At 28.3% G+C, this 14,282-nt stretch carries 18 protein-coding genes; all 18 read right to left on the minus strand.

Annotated elements, in window-relative coordinates; translation table 11 throughout:
- Window position 1: 1 nt before the first annotated feature.
- A complete protein-coding gene (locus AC07E4_RS14965; protein WP_478216832.1) occupies window positions 2–1,960 on the minus strand; it encodes a phage tail-collar fiber domain-containing protein in 1,959 nt (652 codons plus the stop codon).
- A gap of 3 nt (window positions 1,961–1,963) precedes the next feature.
- Window positions 1,964–2,620: a phage tail protein I gene (locus AC07E4_RS14970; protein ID WP_478216833.1), complete on the minus strand. Its 657-nt coding sequence runs from the start codon at window positions 2,618–2,620 to the stop codon at window positions 1,964–1,966.
- Window positions 2,620–3,774 carry a baseplate J/gp47 family protein gene (locus AC07E4_RS14975; RefSeq protein WP_478216834.1) on the minus strand — a complete coding sequence of 385 codons (1,155 nt, stop codon included), beginning with the start codon at window positions 3,772–3,774 and terminating at the stop codon, window positions 2,620–2,622. Before AC07E4_RS14975 ends, AC07E4_RS14970 begins: the two co-directional genes overlap by 1 nt.
- Window positions 3,764–4,063, minus strand: coding sequence for a hypothetical protein (locus AC07E4_RS14980; protein WP_478216835.1), 300 nt, complete (start codon window positions 4,061–4,063; stop codon window positions 3,764–3,766). The genes AC07E4_RS14975 and AC07E4_RS14980 overlap by 11 nt, the downstream gene beginning before the upstream one ends.
- 12 nt (window positions 4,064–4,075) lie before the next feature.
- Window positions 4,076–4,492, minus strand: a complete 417-nt coding sequence (locus AC07E4_RS14985) for a phage tail protein (RefSeq protein ID WP_051539954.1) — start codon at window positions 4,490–4,492, stop codon at window positions 4,076–4,078.
- Between the two features lie 11 nt (window positions 4,493–4,503).
- A complete protein-coding gene (locus tag AC07E4_RS14990) occupies window positions 4,504–4,698 on the minus strand; it encodes a hypothetical protein (protein ID WP_148361073.1) in 195 nt (64 codons plus the stop codon).
- A complete protein-coding gene (locus tag AC07E4_RS14995; protein ID WP_478216836.1) occupies window positions 4,691–5,605 on the minus strand; it encodes a hypothetical protein in 915 nt (304 codons plus the stop codon). The genes AC07E4_RS14990 and AC07E4_RS14995 overlap by 8 nt, the downstream gene beginning before the upstream one ends.
- A gap of 4 nt (window positions 5,606–5,609) precedes the next feature.
- Complete coding sequence (locus AC07E4_RS15000) at window positions 5,610–5,810, minus strand: tail protein X (RefSeq protein WP_242838383.1); 201 nt, start codon at window positions 5,808–5,810, stop codon at window positions 5,610–5,612.
- The gene (locus AC07E4_RS15005) at window positions 5,803–8,100 is read right to left on the minus strand and encodes a phage tail tape measure protein (RefSeq protein WP_478216837.1); all 2,298 of its coding nucleotides are present in this window, start codon (window positions 8,098–8,100) and stop codon (window positions 5,803–5,805) included. Before AC07E4_RS15005 ends, AC07E4_RS15000 begins: the two co-directional genes overlap by 8 nt.
- A gap of 159 nt (window positions 8,101–8,259) precedes the next feature.
- Complete coding sequence (locus AC07E4_RS15010) at window positions 8,260–8,610, minus strand: phage tail assembly protein (RefSeq protein ID WP_478216838.1); 351 nt, start codon at window positions 8,608–8,610, stop codon at window positions 8,260–8,262.
- Between the two features lie 63 nt (window positions 8,611–8,673).
- On the minus strand, window positions 8,674–9,195 hold the full coding sequence (locus AC07E4_RS15015; RefSeq protein WP_034439430.1) for a phage major tail tube protein: 522 nt from the start codon (window positions 9,193–9,195) through the stop codon (window positions 8,674–8,676).
- The gene (locus AC07E4_RS15020) at window positions 9,195–10,649 is read right to left on the minus strand and encodes a hypothetical protein (RefSeq protein WP_478216839.1); all 1,455 of its coding nucleotides are present in this window, start codon (window positions 10,647–10,649) and stop codon (window positions 9,195–9,197) included. Before AC07E4_RS15020 ends, AC07E4_RS15015 begins: the two co-directional genes overlap by 1 nt.
- A gap of 12 nt (window positions 10,650–10,661) precedes the next feature.
- On the minus strand, window positions 10,662–11,186 hold the full coding sequence (locus AC07E4_RS15025) for a hypothetical protein (RefSeq protein WP_478216840.1): 525 nt from the start codon (window positions 11,184–11,186) through the stop codon (window positions 10,662–10,664).
- 5 nt (window positions 11,187–11,191) lie between these two features.
- Complete coding sequence (locus AC07E4_RS15030; RefSeq protein ID WP_478216841.1) at window positions 11,192–11,773, minus strand: phage tail protein; 582 nt, start codon at window positions 11,771–11,773, stop codon at window positions 11,192–11,194.
- A 2-nt stretch (window positions 11,774–11,775) separates the two neighbouring features.
- A complete protein-coding gene (locus tag AC07E4_RS15035; RefSeq protein WP_242838384.1) occupies window positions 11,776–12,093 on the minus strand; it encodes a hypothetical protein in 318 nt (105 codons plus the stop codon).
- Window positions 12,077–12,403, minus strand: coding sequence for a hypothetical protein (locus AC07E4_RS15040; RefSeq protein ID WP_478216842.1), 327 nt, complete (start codon window positions 12,401–12,403; stop codon window positions 12,077–12,079). The genes AC07E4_RS15035 and AC07E4_RS15040 overlap by 17 nt, the downstream gene beginning before the upstream one ends.
- A gap of 9 nt (window positions 12,404–12,412) precedes the next feature.
- Entirely contained in the window at window positions 12,413–12,745 is a 333-nt protein-coding gene (locus tag AC07E4_RS15045; protein WP_051539962.1) for a DUF2190 family protein, read from the minus strand.
- 19 nt (window positions 12,746–12,764) lie between these two features.
- The gene (locus tag AC07E4_RS15050; protein ID WP_478216843.1) at window positions 12,765–14,270 is read right to left on the minus strand and encodes a phage major capsid protein; all 1,506 of its coding nucleotides are present in this window, start codon (window positions 14,268–14,270) and stop codon (window positions 12,765–12,767) included.
- Window positions 14,271–14,282: the final 12 nt, after the last annotated feature.

Here is a 14,282-nt window from a genome sequence, read left to right on the forward strand (position 1 = left end):
TTTATATCTCAATCCTTTCATGATCATATTCAGGAATGTATATTTCATTTAGATTATCATATTCACCTAAACAAAATATAGCATTTTTATATCCTATAGGTTTTATATAACGCCTTGCTGTTTTCATACTAGAATATGAAAACCATTTATTGGAGGTTATATTGTATACTTCTAATTTATTAATAGGCGTTGAACCATTTTCATATCCACCAAAAAAATAAACTTTATCATTAACCAAAAAATCACCCATTGCCCATCTAATTTTAGGTATATCTTTTAATGTACTCCATGTGTTTGTGTCTATATTATAAACTTCAACTTTATTAACAATACCATTTTTACTTGTACCACCAAAGCAATAAATTTTATTATTATACTTTATTGCATTCATTGCGTATCTACCTGTAATCATATTTGCACCTTTACTCCATGTATTTGTATTTATATTATATATTTGTACTAAATTTGATACAGTTCTATTACTAATATTTTGTGCGTCACCAGAAAATCCTCCTATACAATATATTCTGTTATTATATAATATATTGGAATAATCATATACATTTTCTAATGTAGAAGTTGACTCTTCCCATATATTTTTATCTATATCATATATCAGTAGTTTTAATTTGTAATTTTTTAACTCATTTATTCCTATACAATATATTTTGTTATTTACTATATTTACTTTTAATTTGTCCATAACATATACACATGGCATTTTTGCACAACTTGTAATTGTATTTGTAGATATATCATATATAAAAAAATCAGTATAAGAGTTTCCATAACCATCACCATAATTATTTCCAAAACAATAAATTTTATTTTTATATAAGAAAGTATTAAATATATCTCTACTACTTTCTAGAACAGCAGTCCATTTATTTTCATTTATATTAAACATCTCAATCATCTTTCCAGTTATATGATATATTTTATTATTATGCAATATAAAATTAGATGCATATTTTGATGTTATAGATGGATTACTAGCATTATAGCACCACGGATCTTTTTTATAATATTTGTTGTTAAAAAAATCTGTGTTATTCTTATTACAGATAAAAAAACTGCTACCTATCCTCACAAGTACTATCGGTATATCAACTTTTATATCTTCTGCTAATAGATTTTCTCCATCTTGACTTTTTATAAATAGAGCTCCTAAGTTATTTACATTTAAAGTTGGGCTGTTCCCACAAGTTATATGTGGTTTTATAATAATTTGCATACCATCTTCATATTTTTGTGGTGCTGGATTAAGTGTTATTGTATAGGCAGTACTAGTTCCACTTGTAACTGCAAAAGCATTATTAGCCACATAGTTATTGCAATCTATTTTTTGGGGCAATTCCTTTGTCACAATATCTTCCAAATGCGACTCAATAGACTTACCATCATTGCAATTAATATCCTCTGCTTTAAGTTCTATTGCTCCTGTTTTAGAGTTTACACTTTCAACTGGAACTTTAATATTTTCAATTTTTTGTTCTAATATCTGTATATCTTTTTTAGTTGCAAGTATAACTGTAGGATCTATTTTTAATGTAACACTAGCTGTATTACTAACTTCTAATATCATTTTTATAAATAAATCTTTTGATGAACCTTCACTTGCTAATGGTTTATATGTCTCAGGGTATTTCCCTATTGCAATAAGATTGTCCTCACTATCAAATACCCCTGCTTCACGAATCATAAAGCCACCAATATCACCTGGAATCATTGCTTGTATAATAATCCAGTTAGGATTATTTTCATCAATAGTTATACTACTTACAGGACCTTCCCAAACTTTATTCTTTAATGCTTGTTGATCTTCCATTGGATTATAATAACTTCCGTTGCTATCTCCAACTTTAAACTTTATTAGATTTAAAGTTGTGCCTAAAGCACTTGCATTGGCTATTTTAGCTTTACCTAATTTAGTTAGTATTGTATAAAATTGTTCTGACATAAATTACTCCTTTCTTGGATATATAGTTATATTTTCAACTCCTTGTCCTTGAACCATAGATAACTTTATATTACCTTTACTTTCAATATCTTTAGGTGTCCAAGGATATACTATAATTTCTTCACCACATATAGTTGTAGCTCCTATAAAAATTGAACCTCTATTCGTTAGAAATATATTTATAAAATCTATCCATGATCTTTTATTTTTATAAGCTTCTATAAGTGTATCTAACTTTTTTAATTCTTCAGGAGATGCACCTCTTTCGGTAACATCTACATCCAAACCAAAAAAGAATGGTTTTCCATCATATTCAAACCATTCTTTTAACTTAGTTTTTCCAAAAACAGTTGAAGCCATATCTTCAACAGCTTTTGGAGTACCTTTTATTCTATGAATTTTTAAGGAGTCTTTTACTATTTCTCTTTTTTTGTCTAGTGTTAAGGTATAATCATAGAAATCAACATGAAATTGCCATGCTAAAGAATCAATTGTATCTTCATCAAGTTCATCTATTCTACCATAAATATAAACTAATCTGCTATCATTGCTAAGTTTCTGAAAGTAAGGGTTTAATGTCTTACATAAAGCTTTAATGAATTTGTCTTGTTGAAAATATGAAGGTTGTAAACTTAATAGGTCTATATTATTTAAATTCATTACTCCATACCCCCATATACTATTTTTATATTTTCAACCTTTGCAAGTTCATTTTCTGAAATTTTTGTGTGTTCAGGATATATTAAACTTATTCTTCTTATCCCTGATATTTTTCTTCCTTCAACTTCATATGATGCTGAATCTTGTATTTTATACCGTAATTCATCGGGATTTATTGATTTTCCTATTTCTTCTTGCTGCCATTTTACAAAATCTCTTATTGCACCAGTTTTACAATCTAGTTTTTCACCCTCAATTGCCTTTCTCCATTTTCCTTCTTTAGTTGGGAAATTTTTATCAAGAAAATATGTTAATTCAATATTATATTTTTTTACTTCTGGTGTTCCTACCTCAACTTTATCTGTAAGTGGCCGTCTATCCCTTGGAGAACATTCATTATATACTTTATTCAAAATTTCATCTGAAGGTATTTCACCATTATCTACTACAATCAAAATTTTAATTACTCCTGGTGATGGTGAAATAATTTTTACACCTGTAATTGATGGATCAGCACTATAAGCAAAATATTCATATGCTCCTTCTGTTCCTGCTGTACTTTTACTTTCTATTTCTAATCTAGCTCTTTCTCTATATGTTTTATCATCTTCTACATCTGCGCCTGAAGCTGATATAGAAGTATTATAAATTTTTTCAACATAAGCAATTGGATCTATTAGATAATTTATTTTTCCTACCTCATAACCATTATATTTACTCCCTGTTGATGAAGCGATTAAAACTATCTCTTTTTCTAGTTCTCCTTTGTGTATTATTACATCATCCCTAATTTTAAAAATTGCTATTCCATCAGGTGTAATTTTAGTTCCTGCTTTTATTAAGGTGTCTTCTTCTAATTCTTTAGATAATTTACAAACCCCTTTACAAAATGAATATGTTGCTTGTAACCTATTGGTACTATGATAATTTTCTGCTATTGCGTCTAATTTTTCATTTCTTGCATTTTCTAATAAATTTTGATTAGCTGTATCATTTATTTTATTTGATATTCCAACTAAAATTGGCATTAAAGACTTTAAAAATATTTTTCTTTCATCTCCCTCAGCTAATGTTTCACCTAATTCATTTTCTATACTTTTAAGTGTTTCATTGAAAATTTCATCTGCATTTGTGTTTATAAAATTAAGCTGCAATTTGTATCACCACCTCTATTACTGGACCATTATTAAATGCTGACACATTAACATCCTTAACTATTGCCCTTGGTTCATATTTCTCAATCAAATCATATGTTTCTTCTACTATGTCATACTTATTTATATCTAAAGTTACATCTAAATTTTTAGGATCTCTTCCCATATCTCTTGCATATGGAAGTTCAAACTTTATTATATTAAGTATATTCCTCACATTTTGAATTATTTTTTCATTGTTTTTTGCATTCCAATTTATATTTTCATTAGAATTTACTTTATAAATCATACTACCTCCACATTATTTATCTTCTTTTTTATAACCTTTTCTGGCATATTCTTTAAAATCTAATTTCAAAGTGATTTTTATTAACTTTTCTGAAATAAATTCAGCATTAGATGCTGCTATTTTAATTAATAAAAATTTACTACTTGATACAGGCTTATCTCCTAAAAATAGCATATGTGGTATTCTTGATAGTAAAATATTTTTCCAATCATTATATTCTTTTTGAACATTTATATATTTTGATTCTCTTAATGTTATTGAAATGGAGGGACTTTCAGCACTTATGCCTTTTATATAAATAGATGGTTTACAGCCTTCTACTTCTTGTTCTTCAACATTCAATGAAATATCATTTTCATATTCATTAAAAGTATATATTTTATTTGAACTTACTATAAATTTTTTACTTGCAAATCCTCCAAGTGCCATAATACACCTCCTTATATTTGAGCTATTATAACACCACTTTTTAAATCATTGTTATAAAAAGCTACTAATACTTCTTGTCCTACTTCCAAATTAATTAAGCTTATATGTTTAGCAATTTTTAATTCATATGAAACAGTATTTATATCTTCAAAAATTACCCTTACTGAGTTTAAGGATATATTTGAAATTTTTCCTTTTCTATTCATATACATTTACCTTTCTAACATTAATTTTTGATTGGTTATTTACCAAATCATGAATTACTTTTTCTATTATATATTTACCATTAAATAATTCTAAATCTAAGATTTTTATTGTATTTCCCGCTGAAATGTTAGTGTTTTTCTTTATTGTAAATTTTCCTATTGTTTCATACTTATTATATTTTTTAAATATATTTTTAGAAAATCTATTAGCTTCTACTATGTTATATGTCTGTATATCATTTATCTTTAATATTTCACCATTAAATTTTCTATTTATATATCTACCTTTAACAAGAAAATCTGAATTATAAATAATCTCACATCCACTAATTATATTATTTGAAGTTGTTTTAAAATCATATTTATTAATCATATCTTCTTTACATATTATTATTTCTTCTATTTGTTCTTCTAAAAATGTCTCTGAAATTATTAATGCTTCATTATTTGATATTTTTAAATTATAACCTTCTAACATGCATCTAAAATTTAAAAAATCTATATTATTTCTTTTGTCTTTATCTACTCTTTCATATATATAGTTTTCTATACCATAAGTTTTTAAATTTAATCCTTCTTCTTTTACAAGATCTTTTGCTAAATCTAAAAATCTTACATTTTCCCAAGCCCTTGTATTTTTAGTTTTTGTTTTTTTCTTAATAGATAATGCTTTAATTGTATATTTACCATTAGAACATCCAAAGTCATCTATATACATTTTTCCAGTAGAAAATAGTCCCTCTATAATTTCTATACAATCATTTTTTTTAAAATTCCATTGTCTATATTTTAATTCTGAATCTGCAAAAGAAATAATAATACTATCTGCTTTATCTCCTATGTTATCTGTTATTTTACATTCTAATATTTTTAAATTAATTTCTACACCTTCATAAATTAATTTCATTTAATCACCTTTTCCATGGTGGCAAAGTATTCTCTACTTTTACATCAATTTTGGGAATTGATAATTGAATTTCCGAATCAAAAATTACTATATCTATATAATTTAAGTTTGCTTCAATTATTTCGCTTGAATATTTTTCAGTTCCATAAAAATCAAAAGAGATACTATCAAAAGTATCTCCTGCTTTAGTTATATATTTATGCAAAATCTGTTCTCCTTTCATCATCAAAAACTGATAAAACCCACTCTTTGAAGTCCTCATATTCTTCTCTTATTTTTCTAATTTCATCATCTGTTACATTTCCTGATATATTAGGAGCAAACACAAAAGTATGACCTTCATTATTCCTTCCTTTTGCACCAATTGCACCAGCAGTTTTTTCAAGTAGTGATAAACTTCTTGGATTATTTCTTTTTAAAGGTATAACTGCTTCTGGACCTGCTTCACCACAAATTGATGGAATATTAGTTATTCCACCTCGTGCAAGCATTGGTATTTCAGGTATATTTATACCTACAGTTCCACCACCTAGAACTTTAGGCAATTTTACACTTCCTAAACTATTTATACCACCAATAGCTTTATTTACAAGACCTATAATAGCATTCAAAGGAGCTTTTGCTAATGAAATCAATCCATTAAAAATCCCTCCAAAAATGTCTTGTATTCCTTGCCATGCTAGTGACCAATTTCCAGTAAAGACTCCTGTTATAAAATCTATTATTCCTCCAAAAGCTTGTAATGTAGATTGTATTGCCTGTCCAATAGTACCAAATGTAGTTGAAATGATTGAACCTATAACAGTAAATGCTATAGTAAATGCTGGTTGCAATATTCCTGATATAAATTGCAAAAATGGTGCTAACACACTATTCCATAAGTTGCTTATTTTTTCGCCTATGCTTGCTATTACTGGTAGTAATATACCCTGTATCCATCCTGATACTTGTTGTACTAAACTACATACCATTTCTCTAAAAGGTTCACATCTATTCCATAGTATTGTAACAATTGCAACTATTGCCCCTATTGCTAAAGCAATCCACCCTATAGGTCCCATTAAAAATCCCATTGCTTGACCTAATGTAGCAGCTCCTCCAGCAACAGCTTTAAATGCAAAAGATATTTTACTAAAAGCACCTCCAATTTTACTTATAGTGCCCATGAATCCACTTACCTTACTTGCTATTTTTAAAGTAGCCATTGCACTTCCAATTCCTAATATAAGTGGTATAAATCCTTTCACTGTACTAATAATTGTTGGTGCGTTTTGAATTATAAAATTAAATGTATTAGCTAACATACTCTTAATGGTTTCAAAAGTATTTGAATGTATAAAATCACTTATTGTACTTTTTATACTTGTTGCAAATTCAATAAGCTTAGGACGTAACTCTAAAATCTTAGCTTGTACTTTTTCTAAAGAACTTTTTATATTAGGTGCAAATTCTTTCACCATAGCATTTCCAGTATTAATAATAGTATTCCATAGTATCTTAAACTTTCCTAATATAGTATCATCAATTGTCATAGCAGCTTTATCTAATGCACCTTCTGTATCTTTCAAATCCTCTGCTAAATCTACAAGTCCATTTCCTGATGTAGCAAGTAACTTATTAAAATCATCAAGATGGTTTTTACCTGCAATCATTGCAATATAGGTATCTCTTTCCTGTTCAGTGCATCCTGAGAGTTTTTCATTTAATTCTGCAATAACTGTAGCCATATTTCTTGTTTTCCCTGCTTCATCAAACATGCTTACACCTAAAGCAGTCATACCTTCTTTAGCTTGACCACTAACTGCTAACATATTTGTAAAAATAGAGTTCATAGCATTTCCTGCTTCACTACCCTTAAGACCTTGATCTGCTAATTTATCTAATATAGCAACAGTTTCATTTAGTGGAATTTTAAAATTATTAAATGTTCCACCACTTGCTAAGAGTGAATCTAGTAAATTCTCAAATGTAGCATTTCCTTTAGTTTGTGCTAAAGCTAATAAATCTGTATATGATGCTGTATCTTTAGCACTTAATCCTAATGCAGATAATGAATCTGTAACCTTGTCTGAACAACTTCCAAGCTCCATACCTGAAACAACAGAAGATTTAACTATCGCACCAACATTTTGGAGTGAATCTTCTACCGACCACCCAGCTAATGCTAAATAGTTAAAGCCCTCCATAACTTCTGTTGACGATTTACTCATGGTATCTGAAAGTTCAACAGCTTTTTTATTGTATGCTTCTAATACTTGAGGGGTAGAGTTTTTTCCTAATGTAGCACTTACATTTGCTGTAGCTTGTTCTAAATTTGCAAAAGATTTAGTAGCTAAAGCTACCCCTGCTGCTACAGCACCACCAGTTACTTTAGCTACTTTTGCACATTTTTGTGCTATATTATTGGATTGCTGACTTATTTTATTAAATGCTGCTTGAACACTAGGTTCAAGAACACCACCAATACTTATCGTTGTTTTAACTGTACTAGCCATCTAACTACCTCGCAGTATTTAATTTTTTAAACTCTTTATTTCTTCTATCAACTTCATTTGCGAGAGAATCATAGTATTCAAAAAGTTCTAATAATGGCATGTTATAACAATCTTTTCTGCTATTTGAAGTTTCTAATGTTATTTGTGCTACTATCTGTTTTATATATCTTCTGCTTGGTCCGCCAAGTCTGTAATAAAAAAATTTCTTCCTAATGTACCTGCCTTTTTAAAATCCCTTGCTGAAAATCTCTTTAAATCAGAATAATCTATATTGGCTGCTTCACAAAATAAATATCCTCCTAATATTGGGTCCATTTCATATGGACCATTAATCATATATCCATTTTTTCTAGCTGCGGCAAAGGCATTATCTACATCTTGTCCTGTTAAACTTTCAAAATCATAATTTATTTCTTTTTTTTCTTCACCATCTATCATTACAGGCTTCCTTAGTTTTAAAACTGTTTTTTCCTCTATAGTTTCTATTTTATTTTCTAATATTTCTCCCATTTTTAAATCCTCCTAAATTAAAAAGCTAAGAGATATATTTTGTATCTCTTAGCTTTTTTTATTTTATAAATTCTTAGTTATATCTGTTAATTGATCTATTCCATTTATTTTGTAAACATTGTTTAATTTATCAATGTTTAATATTTCTTTGCCATCCATTATTCTTCTATATGCTAATACTTCAAATTCAGCACTTCCATCTTGTGCTGAACCTGACTCTAACTTACCCTCTGAGAATTTTTTTCTTTTGACAGTTAAAAATGCTTTATTTGCAACTGTCATTGCCTTTCCTGTTGAAGTATCTATTGCATCAGTTACCCATCTTAATTCAATCTGTGAGGAAGTTAATAAATTAATTGTTTCTTTATTGGTGCTCCTAAATGTTATTTCTAAACTAAGAGAACCTATCTGTCCTAATGTTGGTAAATCAATCTCACCTAAAATGCCAGCACCTTTAATTGTATCTGTTAATTCCTCTATTTCTGGAAGTGTTACTTCTGTAGTATCCCCAACTTTAATTGCCTTATTGCCATCTCTATTATATACAGTATAGGCTACAACTTTATTTGATATTATATTTGACATTATTCTTCATCCTCCTTTGGTGCATAAGCTTTTGATATTCCTAAGGAAGTGTATTGAATATTTTGTGTTATAGATTTTGCAATAGGTGTATTTGTTACTAATGTATTAAATGTAAAATTACCATTTATTATGTCATTATTAGGATTGTTAGTTTGAATAAAATTTATTTTGCCATATAATAAATGTCCTGAAATTACATGTGCATCTAATATCATTTGTTCTGAATTCATTATTGAATCAACATCATGTCTATTCATTGAACTATCTATAACACCTGTATTTCTTACTTGAAAATCATTTAGTAAATACTTATGCATCATAATATTTGTATCAAATATTTCCTCAGGCTTACTTGTTACGCCATCTTCAAAGTTTGCCATATGTGGACCCCAAAGAACATATTTACCACCATTATAAATTGCTGTAGTTATTCCATGTGCATTAAGTTCATTTGCTCTATTCTGACTAAATTTAATATGGTTACCTTTACCTAAAGTTAATCCTGAAATATCTATCTTTTTATTACTTGGTGTTTGATATGGGATATTATCATATTTAACATCAGTTTGCATCTTAGCCACAATCCCTAAAATTGATAAATACATTTCCTTGCCACCCATTATACCTTTAGGCCAAAATGTTTTTTCCTCATTTGAATTGTATCCACTTTCCTTTTTCCACTTTATAGCTTCATCTATATTTTTAACATTTTCTATTGGTATATCTGTAAAAGCTATTGCTTCCCATCTATCAGTTATTTTTTTAGTAGCTGAAACAAGAGCCTGTCTTACTTTAACTTTTTCATTCCAACCAGGTGCACTTAATATTGTTGGAACTACATTTAATTCCTCATAAACATCCTGAACTGCTAATATACCTGTTCTAGTTTCATCTTTTTCATTATATGTTCCAACAATATCACCTTCAGTAATTGTTGTATCTAAAACTTTACATGAAATTGAAATTTTACCGTTTACAATTTCTTTTGTTTCTTTTCCTATAAATTTAATTTTCAAATTACATTCCTGTGTATATTCTAATTCATAATCTTCATCTATTACTTTATCTTGTATCTCAATTGAATCAATTAACACATGTTTCTTGATTATTCCTATATTTTTTATTACATCAACTTCTATATTTTCTGTTATAGCTTTTTCTGTATTTAATACATTTATTAATACAATAGGACCTATAGGTTCTATGCTATTTTGAAAATGTGCATATATTGTAGCACTAAGTGAAAACTCTTCAAAATTATCTGATGAACTATAACCTGTTTTCCTTATTGCATCTTGCATATTTTTTATCAATATAGGTTTATTAATACTTCTATTAACCTTCTCTACCCTATGCATAGGACAAGTTCCAATATATACAGGTATATTTTTAGCTGTTGTTATATCCTCTACACTTGGAATTATTGAACCATATAAACCATGTTTATATGCCATTTAATCACCTTCTTATAAATATTTTTCATAACTTTCACAGTTAAATTCTAACGAATTAATATTTACTGTGAAGCTTAAATCAGCACTCCAATATGGATAAATTACTTCTTTATCCATAACCCAATCTATCGGTTTATTTACACTAACTTTTTCTTTTATTATAGGATTTTGACTTAATTCTCTTCTTATTTTTGTTATTATATTAAGTAAATCTTTATAACCATCCATATTAGGAGTTAATTTTTCACCATCAAATTTACCAGGATCATATGTTGTAATTTTTAATCTTATGTTTAAAAGACTATTGTCATAGTCATCTGATCCATTATCTATCATTACAATTATTCCTGGTATGTCATATTCATAATTCTCTAAATAATTTTTATGTGGAAGCCACCCTGAAAAAATCGCTGGATTCACAAGTTCATACTTGCCTTCAATTTTATTATCTTCAGGTGGCTTTTTAAGTTTTATATTAGATGCTACATTTTCTTTTAAAAATAAAACAATAGCATCTAATACTTCTATATCTGTCATTTAACTTAACCTCCTGACTTTACTATCTTTCCCATTCTATAATTTATTTCATGTTCAACTCTTTCCTGTAATTTCTCTTGTGCTTCATCCATTACTTTTGTATTAACTTTTTCATTGGAAAGCATTTGTGGCACTGATACTGTTCTAAGAACTTTTATTGGATATCTTTCTTTATCAACTCTCTTTACAATGTGATTGTTACCATTTAAATTCGCTACAAAAGCTTTTGGATCTGTATTAACCTTTTTAGTGCCTGTTTTTTTAACTTTTACTTTTACAGGTTTATTCTTTGTCCAATTACCTGCATTTTTAAAAAATCTACCTAGTGTTAATCTACTTCCTGAACTTATAACAATACCTGTTAAATTGCTTGGTTTAGCTCTTTTAATATTTATTGTACTTTGTATTTCTCCTGATTTTATTGCATATTCTTTTCTAACTTCTTGTTTCATTCGTTTATTTGCAAATGATAATGTCCTATTTATAGCTGCACTTGTTGCTTTATTCATTTCTTTTGGAAACATACTAAGTTTTTTTAATGCTTTTTCCATTTCCTTTGTATCAATTTTAAGCTCTATTCCTGCCATATTTAATCCTCATTTGATTGAAGTATAACTTCATACATATTTACATCTTCTTTTACATCAAATACTCTATAAAGTATTCCATCGAACATTTGAACCTCTCCAACAATAGGCTTCTTTATATCATCCTTTTTTGCAAAATACAATAAATCAGCCTGAATAATTCCATCATACTCTTTTCTATTTCTTTCTTTTAACGTATCATTATCAATTACAACTTTAATTTTTTTTCTATCTATGATATGCTCATCAGCAAATTCTAAGGAGTTTAGAAATACATTCTCTACATCATCTTTTATAAAATTCTTAAACGTCATTTCCATTGTTATTATTTTTCCTTCCTATTTGATTTTTAATTGATTTATCATTTTTTGCTAATTTTTCATCTATTTTATCTTCTTTTTCATTTTCTATATTATCTACACTTTCAATAATATTTTCTTGAATTTCTTCTATCTTTTCTACATCTTCACTAAAATTATCTTGTGTTTCTTCTGAGTTTCTCCATTCAGCTACACCAGATTCCAGCCAAATTTTAACCATATCATGATTAGATGCTGGTAATTCATCCCCAATTTTATATTGATGTGATTCAAATAAAATCGGATATATTGCTATCAATTTTTCTTCCACTTTAATCACCTATCCAATTAGTTTTACATATACACTAACATCATTTTCAGATGCAGTTTTAACTGCATATCCAGCAGGAATATTTGATGTTTCTGTTGCTGTTATACAATCATTAGCTTCATCATAATAAACTTTAGTTCCAACTATAATCTTTTCTTTTTGAGCTTTTCTAAATTCAAAAACACCAACAACATGTACTGTTCCTATTTCATTTTCTTTAATGCTTGTCCCAGCTATACCTATTCTAGATATAATGTTTACTACATCACCTGCTTCAATTATTTCTTCTTTATCATTTTTATAATCAATAGTTTCTCCCTTTTGACAATATACCGCCTTCATAATATTTTCCTCCTTATATTTATAACAATGGATCTACTGATGTAATGCCTGGATTCTTAATTATTCCTCTATAATCCATAACTGAAATTCCCCAATCTAAATATATATCCCACACAAATCCTAGTTGACCTGCTGACTCCATTCTCCTTATTGTTGGAATCTCTTGTCCATTTAAATAATCTACTTGAATAGAATCAGTATCTCCTTTATCCCCAACTACAAACCATGGCATAGCTCCTGATTTACACAAAACATTAATTGTTGCATCCTCTACAATTTGAATTTGATTTTTATATCTATAAAGTGGATTCGCTGATTGTGTATTACCTACTGTATTAATAGTTGGACTATCAAAAATAGTATACATATCAAACGCATATCCAACTGGAACAATTATATAAGTTGGCCTTATAATTATTGCTTCTCCAAAGCTATCTGTTTGTAATTGTAATGCCATAAACATTTTTTGTATTGATTGTGCTGTTATACCTGTTCCTGTAGCTATTAAATTTTTATGATTCGGACTAAATAATGCCTTTCCATCATAAATAGCTGGATTGTTTAATAGTATTTGATATACTTGCTTGTTTTGAGTTTTACGAGCTGATGCTGCATATTTAGCAGGTATTTTTGATAAAAAATCAATGTCATCGTTAATAAAAGCTTGTCTAGTCATGGAAAATTGCCTTCCATAAGTCTTTAATTTTCTTGTTGGAAGCTTTTCATCAGTTGGCAAGTCATGTTTTAATTCTCCTCCTTCTGGCACTTCTAAAAATTCACCTGCTGGTCCAGCTAAATATTTGTTTTCAACAGTTTTAAAATCTTTTAATGTTCCCTTTTTGGTCCATATATCAAATGTAACCGGTGCTGTTTTATGCCCTTCTACATATGCTTTATTAATAGCTTGATCTATTATGCTTGGAAATGCAGATGTTGGATTATAAAACTCTCTTGATAACATACTGTATATCTCATCTGATGATTTTCTGTTAATATTAGATATTTCACCTCCTTGAAGTGTTTCTATAGCTAAATCTCTTAGTGACATTCCCATTAAGTCTCTTGCTCCATCAACTGGCTTTTCTATGATAACTCCACCACGCATTACTAATGCATCAGCAGCGGCAGCTCTAAATTTATCTTGTTCATCTGCAATTACTTGAACTTCACCTGTTCCTCTAGTTTTTATAGGTGATGCTTCACTTCTTATATTATCTAAAATTGCCTTTCTAACATCATCTAGAGATGTTCCATCTTCTATATAATCAGTAAAATCAACATCAAATTCTCTACATAAATTAGTAATTTCTGATATTCGTTTTCTTTCAGTTTCAATAGCTCTTTCATTCCCATTGTTAGTTTTCTCTTCATTTTCGATTTCTAAATTCAATTCATCAATTTCTCTTTGCAAGGAATCAAATTCCAATTGCTCCTCCACAGTAAAATCCCTTTTACCTTGTTTTACTGTAGTAAGTATTTCTTGTTGTCTTAACATTTTTTGTTGTCTTTTTTGTTTTGCTCCCATTCTATTTACCTC

The sequence above is a fragment of the Clostridium amazonense genome (assembly GCF_056431285.1).